The 15,399-nt window shown below is 35.7% G+C and carries 9 protein-coding genes and 1 tRNA gene; 1 reads left to right on the top strand and 9 read right to left on the bottom strand.

The annotated features are described in order from the left end of the window. Positions 1-40 precede the first annotated feature (40 nt). Positions 41-2,800 carry a helix-turn-helix and ligand-binding sensor domain-containing protein gene (locus EXIGUO8A_RS04000; protein ID WP_236564428.1) on the bottom strand — a complete coding sequence of 920 codons (2,760 nt, stop codon included), beginning with the start codon at positions 2,798-2,800 and terminating at the stop codon, positions 41-43. Between the two features lie 513 nt (positions 2,801-3,313). Here EXIGUO8A_RS04000 and EXIGUO8A_RS03995 point away from each other — a divergent pair. Then, the gene (locus EXIGUO8A_RS03995; RefSeq protein ID WP_159302015.1) at positions 3,314-4,354 is read left to right on the top strand and encodes a sterol desaturase family protein; all 1,041 of its coding nucleotides are present in this window, start codon (positions 3,314-3,316) and stop codon (positions 4,352-4,354) included. 381 nt (positions 4,355-4,735) lie between these two features. Here EXIGUO8A_RS03995 and EXIGUO8A_RS03990 read toward each other — a convergent pair whose 3' ends face one another. From EXIGUO8A_RS03990 to EXIGUO8A_RS03955, 8 genes are all read right to left on the bottom strand, one after another. Further along, positions 4,736-5,587 carry a glycerophosphodiester phosphodiesterase family protein gene (locus EXIGUO8A_RS03990; RefSeq protein ID WP_159302014.1) on the bottom strand — a complete coding sequence of 284 codons (852 nt, stop codon included), beginning with the start codon at positions 5,585-5,587 and terminating at the stop codon, positions 4,736-4,738. A 10-nt stretch (positions 5,588-5,597) separates the two neighbouring features. Then, positions 5,598-6,542: a glycerophosphodiester phosphodiesterase family protein gene (locus tag EXIGUO8A_RS03985; protein ID WP_159302013.1), complete on the bottom strand. Its 945-nt coding sequence runs from the start codon at positions 6,540-6,542 to the stop codon at positions 5,598-5,600. Between the two features lie 21 nt (positions 6,543-6,563). Continuing rightward, positions 6,564-7,952: a RagB/SusD family nutrient uptake outer membrane protein gene (locus EXIGUO8A_RS03980; protein ID WP_159302012.1), complete on the bottom strand. Its 1,389-nt coding sequence runs from the start codon at positions 7,950-7,952 to the stop codon at positions 6,564-6,566. Positions 7,953-7,964: 12 nt separating this feature from the next. Beyond that, the gene (locus EXIGUO8A_RS03975) at positions 7,965-11,447 is read right to left on the bottom strand and encodes a SusC/RagA family TonB-linked outer membrane protein (RefSeq protein ID WP_159302011.1); all 3,483 of its coding nucleotides are present in this window, start codon (positions 11,445-11,447) and stop codon (positions 7,965-7,967) included. A gap of 129 nt (positions 11,448-11,576) precedes the next feature. Then, positions 11,577-12,563 (bottom strand): FecR family protein, encoded by a 987-nt coding sequence (locus tag EXIGUO8A_RS03970; RefSeq protein WP_159302010.1) that lies wholly within the window; start codon positions 12,561-12,563, stop codon positions 11,577-11,579. Positions 12,564-12,644: 81 nt separating this feature from the next. Beyond that, the gene (locus EXIGUO8A_RS03965; protein ID WP_159302009.1) at positions 12,645-13,175 is read right to left on the bottom strand and encodes an RNA polymerase sigma-70 factor; all 531 of its coding nucleotides are present in this window, start codon (positions 13,173-13,175) and stop codon (positions 12,645-12,647) included. A gap of 227 nt (positions 13,176-13,402) precedes the next feature. Beyond that, positions 13,403-15,058, bottom strand: coding sequence for a S8 family serine peptidase (locus tag EXIGUO8A_RS03960; RefSeq protein ID WP_159302008.1), 1,656 nt, complete (start codon positions 15,056-15,058; stop codon positions 13,403-13,405). A gap of 115 nt (positions 15,059-15,173) precedes the next feature. Continuing rightward, positions 15,174-15,246, bottom strand: a tRNA-Met gene (locus EXIGUO8A_RS03955). Positions 15,247-15,399: the final 153 nt, after the last annotated feature.

Genomic DNA, 15,399 nt, shown 5'->3' with positions numbered 1-15,399 from the left:
TTAATACGGGTAGTAGTTCTGAATACGGTGAATTATTGTTTTATTTAAATTTTATGAGATAGTTTGATAGGTTTTGAGAGCTGTCTATGTTCAATTTTTTACGCAAACGATACCTATGTATTTCAACACCTCTTACCGAAATACCCATTAAAGGAGCTATCTCTTTTGTAGTATGATTCATTTTTAGATAAGCGCATAATCTGAGATCCTTTGGAGTTAGTTTTGGGTACTTCTTTAAAAGGTTTTCAAAAAAGTCTTCATGCAATTCTTTAAAACTAACCTCAAAATGTTTCCAATCTTGATCTTCGTTCATTGAGCTGTCCAGTTTTTTAGATAGAGATCTAAAACGTTGTTTGTTGGTAAATGCATCTTGATTTAGCGCAATAAGGTCTTTAAGTTCGATAATCAATTCATTCTTTTTGGCAACGCTCATTGTCGTTCTTGCCAGTTCGGTCTGTTTTCTTTTAATTTCTTTTTCCAGCTTCTCTTTCTCTATTTGTGCCAAGCGTTCATCTTGCTCTCGTTGCATTTTAATTTTTAACAGGTTATGTTTTTTGGCTAATTTCTGTTTGTTGTACCAACGTACGAGAATTATACTGGCTATAAATAACAGCAAATACCCTAGTAAACTCCAATTGGAAAAATACCATGGTCTCAATATTTTGAATTCAATGGTTTTAGGTACAGAAAGTTCGTTGCCGATACTTACCGTATGTATTTTTAAAGTGTAATCTCCAAATGGTAGGTTTTGAAGATTGATTGTGCCATTGTTTAAGTAATTAGATTGATCAATAGGCCCCTTAAGCTCATAGAAAAAAGTATACTGTTTAAAACTACCGGCAGATACGTTAACAAGTAAAGACTTAGACTTGTTAAATGGTATTTCAAATGAGTCGGTGTTTAATAAATAGTTTTCATTGTCTTCAACCTTAAAAGAGCTTAATCTTGGTGTAGGTAGTTCTACGTTCTTTAGTTCATTCTCAAATTTATTGAGGTTAAGTTTTCCAAAGCCATCTGTAAGTGTAAAGTAATAAATAGAATCATTGTAATTAACTATGGTTTCGGTTTCTATAGCCAGTCTTTTTCTAAGTAGTGCATCATCTAAAGTGAATTGATTATTCGCCAAATCTGTATGAATCAGCTTCTTCTGGTTGTCATTATCAAAAAACCAATAGCTGGTGTCATTATAGTTGACAAGATTCATGTTTACATAATCCTTGAATTCTTCAAACTCTGAAATAACATCTGTTATAGGGTCATATTTAAACCATTTACCTTCACTTGATAGAATTATCTGATTCTTAATGTTGTATAACTTAATGTTATATGTATTGGGTATTGTACCCGATTCTATTTCTGTTATCGTTAGGACCTTCGTGTGAGAATCGTTCATTTTTATTTTGAAAAGCCCTTTATATGGGTGAGCTGCCCATACTGTTGTTGCGTTTTCAAAACATAATTGCTTCACCGGAAAATCAATACCCGTAACCCGGTTGGATGTCCAATTCCCATTTTTATCTTTCTTGTAATTCGCTAAACCGGTATATGTTCCTTGAATATATGAGGATTGGGTTTCAGGTACTTTGGCTATCTGGTAGCCTCCAGAAATATCCGAGACTTTATTCAGTATTCCGTTTTTTAATATGAAAGTACCAGTATTGTGTCCGCAAAAAAGGTCACCGTCTATAATTTCTAAATCCCAAACATGGCCTTGTGAACCTGGTACAAATTGTAATTGGTCATCTTCAAAATAATAGATACCCGTATTACTGCCCAAATACAATTCATTGTTGTAATCAACAAGGTCATACACCGTACCCAAAACACCCGAATGGTCAGTATAATAAGTAATAGGGTTTTTTAATTGAATCTTGTCTATACCATTATCAAGACCTAACCATAATTGATCTTTAAACTGTAACATTGCCAAAACAGTATTGTTTTGCAGCCCTAAAGATTTGTTGAGGTTTTGAAAGGTGTTGTGTTTAAAATTATAAGTATAAATTCCGTTTTTGATAGTGCCAAAAGCAACTGTATTTTGGTCTACTGATAACACCTTGTTTAATTGATGTTCCTTTAATTCATTATTTATGGAATCGTCGAGTAATTCAACCTGACCGTCTATAAGTAAAAAACAGCCGTTGAGTTTGGTGCCAATTAATAGATGATCTCTAAAAGAGACCATATCAACTATGGTTTTACCTTCTAAGATATCTTGTGATTCTAGGGGGATAAGCTTATTGTCTTCTATCCAGTATAATCTTTTTTGCTCTCCGGCAACTATAATTTTATTTTCATGCTTTGCTATGTTGGTGACAACAAAAGGAGCATCTAAAACCGTAATTTTTTCATTCTTGTAGACATAAACGGTGGAAAATGATCTAAAAATGATCTGGTCATCAAGCGGTATAATTTGCCAGAATTCTTCGTTCGTAAATTCATGTTCGGTTATTAAGTGTGTTAAGGATGTGTACTCTAAAGAACCATACGGGTTCATTTTCCAAAACCCGAATTCTTCATAAGATCCGGTGAAAATTTTGCCCTTATCATAGGTGACAGAACGAATAATAGTTTTATTAGGTAATTTGTTGAGTGTCCAGGATTCTCCATTAAAATGTAGCAGTCCGTTGTTATTAGCTACATATAACTCTCCGTTCTCATCAATGGACAAACCCCAATTTTTACTGGCAGCGTTATACTCATAGCTGCTATAATTTCGTATTGGGGGAGACAAGTTTTGACCAATACTCCAAAATGGCAGCATACATAAGGTAATGATAAGAAGTAAAGCGGTTTTCATCTTTTGGAAAAACATTTTTTAAAAGGAGACGATAAAGGTAAGTTAAACCAACATTCCTTAAAACCAATGGTTAGAAAAACAAAATTATCACTAGTTACACTGGAAGGAAAGATTATATCATAAAGATAATTAACTCTAAAAATAAAGACAGGCTTGTGTGTAAATTAACTCAAATAGGTTTTTGCAATGAATTGGGTTAAAATAAAACATTAGCTTCTTTAGCTTATTTATCTGAAGAATTTTGGCTTAATAATAAAGGATTTAGCTGATAATTTTAAGAATACGAATCATGTTGTTTAGGGTTTATTTTTAGATGTTCGGCTAAATTAACACATATGCAATTAGGTTATATGGGTAAATTGAAAAGGATAAAAAGCCATGGGACTGGGAGTTTTAATTTAGAACTCGATCGCAAAATTAAATTAATACTGTGCAATCAATACTAATAAGGAGGTATAAAAAAAGCAGCGTTTATGGCATTTAAGATGATGGTATAACTTAAAATATGGATGAATGGAAGTTTTAGATACGTTGTATAATGAAGTAATAGGTTTTTTGGGAATATCGCAGGCGTGGGAAATTTTACAATCTGGTAATTACAGTACATTTACAACATATGATGGCGTGGTATCGTTGATCTACCCAATAATTCCTTTGTTATTGATTTTGGAGTTTATACTGGGGTTAGTTTATAAAAAGCCGGATACTAAGGTGTATAAAATCAATTTTCTGATTTATATATTCAATAGGTTTATAGGAAGGTTTATAGCGATAGCCATGATTACGATATGTATTGGGCTATTTCAAAAATATGCGCCATTTCAGACAGAGATGACATGGTATTGGTTCGTTTATGCCTACCTCATATGGGAGTTTGCACATTTTCTATATCATTATTGGGGGCATAAAGTCCGTTTGTTTTGGTGTCTACATTCTACACATCACGCACCGGAAAATATGAATTTGTCGGTAACACATGCGCACTTTTTTTTAGAAGCCCCATACGCAGATACAATAAGGACCACAGTATGTATTCTTTTGGGAGTACAACCAGAATTATTGTTTTTGATTATGTTTATCGATGGTACCTACGGTGCGTTTATTCATGTTGGGGAAAACGTAATTAAAGATGCGCGTTTTGGTCCATTGAATAAGATTATGTTGACCCCGTCTCACCATCGAGTACATCATGCAAGAAATCCTTTATACATGGATACCAATTTTTGTAACCTCCTAAATATCTGGGATCATGTATTTGGCACCTATCAAGAAGAGGAAAATGAGGTGAAAATAGAATATGGTATTACAAGAGAGATGGATTCTGGTAATTTTATGGATGTTTATTTCGGGGAGTTTGTGGCATTATTTAAAGATGTAATTAAAGCACCGGGTATTAAGAATAAAATTCTCTACATTTTTATGCCACCAGGTTGGAGTCATTTAGGAGACCATAAAACCTCTAAATTAACTCGAGCGGTATATTTTAAGGAAAACCCAACTTTTGGTTCTAAGAATAAATGGAAACTTACCAAGAACTTAAAAGGTGGGGTTTAAGGTGTTTCTTTTACGATTTTGTCTTTCTAAACATGAAAATATATTTCAAAATGAAGTTCATAAAAAAAGCCACTGAATTTTCAGTGGCTTTTTTTTCTTAGTAGCGGGGACTGGACTCGAACCAGCGACCTTCGGGTTATGAGTTCAAGAAAATTCCTATACTAAAAAATTAACTAATTGATTATCAAGAATTTATATTTTTAATTTTTCCGAAAATTGCTTCACACCGTATGCGGTAGCGTATTCGGTCTTATTTAAGGTGAAGATAATAAATACTTAAGGAGAAAGAAAAATCGGTGAATTGATTTTCTAATTTGAACTATTCTTGGTCAAAGATTCGGCAAGAACTATAGCGCTATTAATATTTAGGATGTGAGAATATTATTTTTTAATCAATAGAAAATTACTTAATTCCCTGGGTAGGTCCGTTTGTATGATATTGATATTCTTTTGCTTTAATAAGGCTTCAAAACCGGAATTTTTTTCTGTTTTTTCCATGGTATCATACTTTCCTAAAGCATTCATCCATACTCGTACGTTGGCATCCAGTATGCGGTTCATGAGTGTATCATCGTAAAAACTATCATCAACATGTATAACTTTTATGTAATTCCACTTTAAAATTTCCTCTACTTCATTCTGATTATGTGCCCTGGGCATAATTATAATAGCCGGACTTTTCTTATGAAGTTTCGGCGATAGCTTGTGGTCATATAAAAAGAAGATAATCTGGTTTTCCATTTTATGTTTTTCAATAAGAGCCAAGGCTTTGTCAATGTTTTTGGGCGCTGCTTTAAAGTCTATGTCAATAAGTATTTTTCCTGTAGCTTCTACGAGTACCTCTTCTAAAGTAGGCACCTGTTCATCGGTCAAATCATCTTTATGCTTAAGGCGAAGGCTCCGTATTTCTTCGAATGTAAGCTGATCTACCTTACCGGATCCGTTTGTCGTACGGTCTACGGTTCGGTCGTGCATCACTACCAATTTATCATCTTTTGTAACCCGGATGTCCAATTCAACAATGGCTATCCCCAGACGTATGCTTTCGCGAATTGCAGCAATGGAGTTTTCAGGATAATTCTGGTGAGCGGCCCTATGGGCCGCCACTAGAATTTTTTCCGGTCTGTGATTGAAATCGAATAATATACTATCAGCCTTGCTTGTTTGGCAGAAACAGTTATCAACACAAATTATAGCAAAAAGTATAGTACAAATGCTAATTTTTAGATTCATTCCATCAATTTTAATGTACCGTTTTCATTGTTCTTAATCCTTTGCTTTCAAGATAGAGAAGTAGTTCTTCAGGTCTATCCGTCATGATAGCGTTGGCACCTTGTTCAATTAACCAGCCCCATGCTTTATCAGGGCCTTCCAATAATGCCATTTCATCGGTTCTACCTGCACAAAGTTCGTTCCACAGGGCAATGGCCAAAAATCCATCGCCGTTCTTTTTCATATTGGATTTAGCAATTTTTAGGGGTTCGGCATTTTCGGTATCAAAAATAGTTTCATAGTAAAAGGGGTCTATGTCTTTTTCATACCCTTGATATAGCTCTTTTACTTTTGAATTCTTGTACCATAATTTGGGCATGTATATAATACTATCCATTAAGGAGCCATATTTACTACGCATTACCGCAATATCATCATTACCTTTAAAGATAGCATGGTCTATGGTTTTGGTCTTCTTCAATACTTCATAAGATTCTCTTACCCACTTGCTTTCGGTCTTGTCCAAGTTTACCATTATCTTTCCCTTTACTAAGTTCATAACCTCTTCTAGAGTGGGTACTTGCTGATTGGAATGTCTCACCCCTGCTGCATTTTTCAATCGAAATTGTTTTATTTCCCCTAAGGTCAATTCGCTTACTTTTCCAGTTCCGTTGGTTGTTCTGTCCACGGTGGTATCGTGCATAGCCACTAAGTGACCATCTTTGGTAAGTCTAAAATCCAGTTCTATAACATCAATACCCAAGTCTATGCAACGTTGTATGGCCATTAATGAATTTTCTGGAGCATAGCGCCAATCTCCTCTGTGGGAAATGGCAACGATATATTCCGATGATGGATTTTTAAGCTGGTGTAAAATTTGTTCGGCCTTGTTTTGGGATGCGTTGTGGGACTCTTGCCCCACAACTATTTGCATTCCAAATATTAAAAATAAAAAACCCTGAATTGTGCGTTTCATCTGTTTTTTCATGATCTGTTCTTAGTATCCTGGATTTTGAACCAATGCCGGATCCGCCGCAATTTGACTTGCAGGCAACGGAAGTAGTAATTTATTGGCATCTGTTATACCTAATACGGACTGTGCACGACCTTGACGCAATAAATCGAACCAACGGTGACCTTCCCATACCAATTCTAAACGTCTTTGTAAATCTATTTCAGCGAACAAAGAGGTTTTATCGGTAGAACCACTATAATCCCCAAGATTTGCTCTGTTACGAATTTCGTTCAAATAAGAGACTGCATCCGTGGAGTTGCCCAATTCGTTTTCTATCTCGGCCAGCATGAGAAGCACATCTGCATAACGCAGTACCACCCAATCGCTAGGGGAATCGCCTATTACCGTAGTTGGAACAGCAATTTTATTGTTATATGCTAAACCAGATTCCAATTGGCCTACAAATACGCCTTTTCGGCTATCGGTACCATCATATAATTCGAAAAAATCAGGTTTAAGAACACCATGTCCTTTTGTTCCTGCCATACCGCCATCTTGTCTCCCTGTCGGGTTGAACATTCTATAGGCATCTGAACCTTCCCCGTTTGAGTTTATTCCCGATGCGTACTGAACTACAAAAATGAGCTCCTCATTAAGTTCGTTATCAACGGAAAATACTTCGTCTACCGCTATTAGATTATGGGCATTGGAGTTTACGACCTTCAATAAATTTTCTCTTGCGGCTGAATAATTTAATCTGGTGAGGTAAACTTTGCCCATAAGTGCTTGAGCTGCGGTTTTTACTACCCGCCCTCGGTTACCGTCATTACGAACAGGGAGTAAACTTTCCGCCGTTTGCAAATCTGAAATGATTTGTGCATAGACATCTTCAATGGGAGTTCTAGCTTGTCCAAAATATTCTTGCGGATTTTCAACTTCATCAACAATCAAAGGAACATCACCAAAGGTTCTCACTAAATTGAAATAAAGTAGTGCTCTAATGAATAACATTTCTCCAGTGCGCGCATCTTTTAAAGCGGCATCTTCAAACTCTACTTCTTGAATTCTGCTCAGTACAATATTGGCTCTTTGAATGCCCTTGTAGGTGTCTTCCCAAACATCGGCTATAAGGCTACTTTGTGGAATAACGATAAAGTCGTCCAGCATTCCATAGTTTCCACCATCATTGGCCGGAGTTTCATCATAGGCATCTTCACCAGGTAGTTCTCCAACAGCGGGCATGGCCGTGTCATATACACCTGTAAATTGCAGAGTAGCGAATACGGCATTTACCGCTTCTTCCATTTCTGCCTCATTGGCATAAAAATTATCGGCAACCTTAGTTGTGGTTGGGTTTTGTATCAATTCTTTTTCGCAGCTTACCAATCCCAGAACAAGAACTGCAATAGTTAAGGATATATACTTTTTCATTTGAATAGCTTTTTAGTATGAAATTTTTAAACCGATTGTGTAGGTCTTGGAAATAGGGTAGTTGCCGCCGGAGTTGTAGCCGGAGGTAAGTATGTCACTAGAAGTACCATCTGGGTTCCAACCTCTCCATTTGGTAGAGGTAAACAGATTATTTCCTGAAAAATAAACTTGCAAGCCGGAAAGTTTAATGCTTTTTAACACGTGTTCCTGAAAATTATAGCCTACTCGCAAGTCTCTAAATCTGAAGTAATCACCGTTGTTTTCTTCTACAGTTACAGAACTACGCAAAATTTTTCTTGAGTTGGAGAAATTACCAAAGTTTGGTTGTCCTAAAAATCCGTCAGGGTTGTTGACTGGGTGGTACCTATTGTCAAAGTAATATTGTGTAGGAACGCCAAAACCTTCCCCGGATTCAGTTATTGAACTAAGGTCGCCATCCAATAAAGTTCTTCCTTCAACACCTACAAAATTAGCACTTAAGGTAAAACCTTTGTAATCTAAGTTAACACCGAAGCCATAAGTATAATCAGGAGCATAAGTGCCTTTGGATACTTTATCCTCATCATCTATTACACCATCGTTATTTATGTCCACAACTTTTAAATCACCCGTAAGGGTACCGTCTAGATGAGGTGTTGAGTCAATTTCTTCTTGTGTTTTGAACACGCCATCTAACGTATACCCATAGATTTCTGCAATAGGTCTACCAATTTGTGTTGTAAAAAGTTGGTCTCTACCGGTAGCAATTTTATCCTGTCCAGGTCCTAAAGCAATAACTTTGTTCTCATAAGAGGTCAGATTGGCGTTGAAACCTACGCCTAATTCTCCTACTTTAAAACCGTTTCCAGATATTTGGAATTCCCAGCCTTGGTTTTCCATTTCACCAATATTGGCCAATACATTATCATAACCTGTTTGCTGTGGAACGGGAACATCCAATAGCAGATCTTTGGTGTTGGTTTTATAATAGGCCATGTTAAAGTTCAATTTGTTATTGAACAACCCAAGGTCCAGACCAACGTTAAAGGAAGAAGCTACTTCCCAACCCAAATCTGGATTTGGTGCAGAAGTGGTAATGTACCCTGGGGCAATACCGCCATCAAAAACATAGTTGGAATCGGTCACTAAAGCTTTAGAAGCATAGGTTCCAATTTGGTTGTTACCAGTTTGACCCCAACTGGCAGATACTTTGCCAAAACTTACGAAATCATTTACCGGAAAAAAGCCTTCTCTTGTAAATACCCATCCAGCAGCTACAGAAGGGAAGTTACCCCATCTGTTATTGATTCCGAATCTCGAAGATCCATCGCGACGAATAGCTGCAGATAGCAAATACTTCGAATCAAAATCATACTGTAAACGAGCCAAGTATGATTCTAAAGTCCAAATACCTACATCCGCTGACGCGGTAAAAGCACTAGCACCCGCAATATTTTGAATGTTATCATCAGCAAACCCTGTACCGATTACCCTTGTGTAATCTGTATTTTCCTTTTGAAAGGTATAACCACCTAATATGTTAAAGTGATGTTTTCCAAAATTCTTGTTGTACGTTAAAGTGTTCTCAAGTAAATAATTGATTTTATTTTGCTTACGTTGCTCACCATTAGCATCGGCTCTTGGGGCGGGTGTACGGTAGGATCCTACGCCAATTGGGTAGTAGTAGTCACGTACATAAGAATCATAATCACCACCTAAAGAAAATTTGTAGTTTAGCCCTTCTAGAATTTCTGCATCTATAAAGGCATTTCCAAAAATTCTAAACCGTTTTTTTACGTCAGTAATTAAATTGGCAGTAGCTATTAAACTTTCAACAGGTGTACCATTAATACGCACGCCTTCAACTTCGTGCTGTTCGTTTACAAGTTGGTCACTTATATTAATACTACCATCTGGATTGTATGGGCTGTAAAATGGAAAATTTAGAACAGATAGACCTAAAACACCGTTACTTCGACTACCTTGGTCTACCGAATTCTCGATGGAGTAGTTAGGTTTCAAGTTAATACCGAATTTTACTTTTTCAGATATTTTACTTTGTAGATTTACCGATCCTGAATAACGCTTAAAATCTGTACCAATAACAACACCTTCCTGATCAAAATATCCCAAAGATGTATAGTAGGTTGTTTTTTCATTCCCCCCAGAAACGGAAAGCGCATAGTTGGATAATGCTGCATTTCTAAAACCTTCATCTATCCAGTCTGTATTTACAAGTCCGGGTTCTCCATTTAGGTAAGGTGTTAATTCTGGTAAGAAAAGTTCTCGCCCATCAATCTGTTTTCCGTCAATAAGTTTTGTAACCCTCACGGAATTTGGGTCTGTTTCACTTCTGTTAATGGGATCTTTAGAAACATAGCCCCAGTTTCTAGCTTCGGTAAGAAATTGAGCAAATTCATAACCGTCGACCAATTCTACGCCAGAACTTTGTTGTTGCACTCCCCCATAAGTTTCTAAAGTCACCGTTGTTTTTTGATTGCTGGTGCCTGATTTGGTTGTAATTAAAATAACCCCGTTTGCTGCTCTTGAACCATAAATGGATGCTGAGGCGGCATCTTTTAGTATGTTGATTTCGGCAATATCGTTAGGGTTTACAGAACTTAAAGAACTACCCTCTGTAAGAGGAAATCCGTCAACGACAATTAAAGGATTTGTACCTGCGGTTAATGTTCCTGTACCTCTAATGATAATTTGAGAATCTGTGCCCGGTTGCCCATTGGATTGGTTAATTATTACACCTGAAATTTTACCGGCTAATTGTTGGTCCACAGTTGCGGCGGTAACATTTTCGAGTTCGCTATTCTTGATTTCGGAAACGGAGCCGATAATTTTAGCCCTAGCTTGTTGACCGTATCCTATGAGCACAACCTCTTGTAGGGCAGAGGATGCCATAGATAAACTAATATCTATTTGAGTTTTGTCGCCTACAGGAATGTATTCGGTATTATAACCAATATAAGAGACTATCAATACCGCATCCGGAGCTACGTTAATACTATAATTACCATCAAAGTCTGTTGCCGTACCATTAGTAGTTCCTTTTTCTACAATAGAGGCACCAGGTAGGGGTTGACCGGTTTCGTCAAGAACCCTTCCTTCAACCAATTGATATATTATGTCGACAACTTTCTTATCGGTTTTCCTTCGTTTATCTATAGAAATATTCTTATCAATTCGTCTGAAAGCTACGCCTGCATCCTTGGCTAATAGTTCTAGAACGGATTTTAATGAAACGCCACTGTAATTTAAATTATAGCGATTTTTTAAATTGGTAATGGATCGCCCATATACAAAGTTAAATGCGGTTTGTTCCTCTATAGTAGAAATGACATCTTCTATAGAGGCATTTTCTAGTGATAGTTCTACGGAAATTTGGTCTAATCGTTGAGCCTCGACCCTCGAAGCAAAAAGAGGGTTCATTAGCGCAACAATCATAAGTAGAACGGTAATTTTCATTGTCAACGCAATAAATTGTTTAATACTAAGTGAATTCATAACTTCACAGAATGTTTAATGGTTATCTAATTAATCGTTAAATGCTATGCAGTCTGTTGATCCTCGCCAAAGTGTCACAGGCTGCTTTTTTGTTTTGAGTATGTTTTATTTACATGGTGTTAATTGGTTTTAGTGGTTACACGATCCTTTTAATAAAATTTTATTGTTTGCTAAAAATTCGTAATCCATTCCTTTGGTAGCAAATTTTATACTCTCTAAGACAACGTTAAGTTTTGCTTTCTCATAGCGTGCCGTAACATGGCAGTTTTTAAGGGATGAAGATTGAAAATCTATTTCAATACCATACCATCTAGTAAGCATGTCAGAAGCTTCCAAGAAAGTGATATCGTTGAATCTGATAATTCCATTTTTCCAATCTAGATAGTTTTCATTGGCAACGATAGAGGTAATAAGTTCATCACCTTTTTTACTGTATGCAGCCATTTGGTTGGGAACCAAGTATACCGTATTGACGTCACCAACTTTATTTTTAGATTGTACCCGTACTTTCCCGGTCTTGACCGTTACAGAAATATTCTCGCTAAATTCATAAGCGTTAACATTGAACGACGTGCCCAATACCTGAGTTGTTACGTTCTGAGTATGTATGATAAACGGTTTATTGGGATTCTTTGCTACTTCAAAAAATGCTTCACCATTTAACTTCACTTCTCTTGTTGATAGCGCAATGAAATTCTCGGGAAACTCAATACTGCTGCCCGCGTTTAAGGTGATTTTTGTTCCGTCTTGCAGTGTAAAGGTTGAGCGTTGACCCCATTCCGTAGATTTAGTTATAAAAGATTGGGATGTTAATTTCTCTTTTTCATACGGATTTATATGATAAAAAGTAACACCTATACTTATTAAAATCAATACAGTAGCGACGGCATGTAGCCATCTTTTATTGGATGATTGTTTTTTATTGGAATAAATTTCCTTTTTAAAAATGTTGGAATGAATATCGGCTTTAATTCTAGATTCTTGGTCAATCTTTTGTGAAGTAGCATCTTCATCGTTATAACTGTCTAGAGCTTTATCCAAAAGCTCCTGCTCTTGTTGGGTACAGTTACCTAAAAGGTATTTATCTATTAAATCTTGAAGTTCTTTTTCCGTCATTACTATGGTGCTCTATAAGTAAGAGAGAAAAAAGTGGGTTAACCCTAACCAAGAAAGTACTTTTTTTTAAAAAAAATAATTTCAGGAAGCAATTACCGGAGTTAATTGTTTGATTGATTGGGTGATATGGTATTCAACCGTTTTAATGGAAATATTTAATTTGTGGGCAATCTCTTTGTTAGAAAGGTCATCATACCTGCTCATTGTAAAAATTTGCCTAGTTTTTTTAGGAAGCGTATTGATACCTTTTTCAATTTCAAACTTGGTTTCTTTAAAGTCTAAGTCCCTCTCTGTATTATTTTCCAAATTGACCTGATTTACCCGAGATAGTAATTCAGTATAATTCTTGTTTTTTCGAATATATTCCAAACACTTATATTTTGTCGCTGAAAATAAATAAGAGTTTATGTTTTTTATTTCAAGTTCTTTCCTTTTGGTCCAGAGGTTACAGAAAACATCTTGAACTACATCTTTTGCTTCCGTTTCGTTCTTCAGTAATTTTAAAGAGAATAAATAAAGACTTTTCCAAAGACGATCATATAATTGATTAAAAGCTAACTCATTGTCTTTTTGGGTAAGTGTAAATAAATAATTGGAATCAGAGGTTCTCATTGGTGTGGTCTAACACCTGCAATGATACCCAGATAAGTTAATGCATATATTACCTAAACTTTAACTTTATCTTATAATAACAATATGTCACTATAATATTGCTGATTACCAGTATTGTATTTTTTTGTTTCATACAGGTTTTGGTAAAAAGCCTATGCATTATTTAATATATAGTTGATAATATATCTTTGAGGAGAGAGAAAATTGGACGAATGATGATAAAGATTTTAATTTGAACTATTCTTGGTTAATGATTCAGCTAGAACCAAAGCGTTATAAACATTTACTACACTACCTGTTTTGGAAAGTTCATTGAAGGGTATTTTAATGTTGTTATCCGATGAATCTTTCATAGAAACTTCTATGTTGTATTGGACTCCAGTTTTAAGAAGAATGTCTTTTAATTGTTCGGCTACTAGTTCAGGGTAGTATGATTTTAAAATGGCAGCTGATTTCGATACAACTGCAGCAGCCTCAGATGTACCGCTTCCATAAGCGTAATCTTCATTTTTGATGGAAGTAGCAGTGTATATTTCTTCTCCGGGAGCAAAAATATCTACTTCGGTTTTACCATAGTTTGTAGCAGGATGAACAAAGGTGCTGTCTAGAGTGTAATTTGAAGTGCCAACTCTAATAAAATTGTTAGAGATTTCTGTATGACCGGTAGGGGAGTTGTCATTAGGATATCTATATTTTGGTTCAGCATCTAGATCAATACCTACATTACCAGAAGAAACAACAATCAATACATCTTTAGATTCAGCATATTTAATGGCATCATGAACCCAATCTTCATGAAGAGAAAAGTATTTTCCAGAACTGATGTTAATGATATCGGCACCATTGTCAGCTGCATATCTAATTGCTAGCGCCATATCCTTGTCGTTCTCTCCACCCAAACCGGAAATAGGCAATGGCATTATTTTTATGTGTTTCATAATATCTTGGAGTGATTCTTCTTCAAAAGAAGAAACGATTACACCTGCCATTTTTGTACCGTGGGTGAGTATTTCGGTATTATGGCTAACATTGTTATTACCATAATCTCTATCATTTAGGTTGTTTGTATCATCACCTATGATTGCTCTATCGTCGTAGTCGAGATTTAATTGAATATCGATTCTCTTTTTAGCCTTTAGCATCATGTTGTTTACATAAGAATCATCAACGTTTTCGTCCTGGTACATTCTATGTAATTCTATGGCTTCTTGTAATTCAGGGTTAGATAATGATAGACTATCTAATTTGGAATCAATAATTATTTTATCATGAAAAAGTTTGCTCAATGTATTCTTTGTGCTGTAATAAAAGCTATCCATTTTTTTTACGCCTAATAAATTTTCTTCAGCATATGCCATCCTTTCATTATATACTTTTTGCGCTCTTGGGAGTTGACTAGCCAACTCAGGTCTTAATGGTAATCCCATCTTTTCCGCAATTAAAAATCTGGTAAATTCATAATGCATGAATATGATATTTTCATTTTTAGAATTGCCTATAAAATTCCAGCCATGTATGTCATCAATGTAGCCATTTTGATCATCGTCAATATGATTACCTGCAATCTCATTTGTATTTTTCCAAATATTATTTTTTAATGCTTTATGGTCTATTGAGATTGGCATATCTATTACTGCAACGATAACGTCAGTTCCATTCTTATCGATCAGTAGTTCCTCGGCTGCCTTTGATAAGCTAATGCCGGGTATTGTATCTTTCTGAATATCTTTAATCAGCCAATTTTCCTTTGCATCATTAATACCATTCTCGGATTTTATAGAAGCAAGAAATATCTTTTGGTTATGGATAATTATTGGCTTGTTGTTTTTGGAACAAGAAGATAAAACATTAAGGAAAATGAGGATTAAGCTAACAATTTTCATAAGCTTAAATGTAAGAAATATATTAAGTGGATTTAGTAAATAATTAGTCCCTAATAGTTCTTGTTGCTTATAAAATAAAAAAAGCCACTGAATTTTCACTGGCTTTTTTTCTTAGTAGCGGGGACTGGACTCGAACCAGCGACCTTCGGGTTATGAGCCCGACGAGCTACCTACTGCTCTACCCCGCGATATGGGTTTTTTATCTCACTTGTTTTGCAACTTCAGGTCATTAAGCTGACGAGATAAAGGGATGCTACTATTCGTAGCGGGGTGCAAATATACAACACATTTTCTCTATATTCAAAACATATTGGGGAATATTTTTTTGAAGCTATATCTTT

The sequence above is a fragment of the Maribacter litoralis genome (assembly GCF_902506355.1).
In the GTDB taxonomy this organism is placed as follows: Bacteria; Bacteroidota; Bacteroidia; order Flavobacteriales; family Flavobacteriaceae; genus Maribacter; species Maribacter litoralis.
This window is presented reverse-complemented; position numbering and strand designations above follow the sequence as displayed.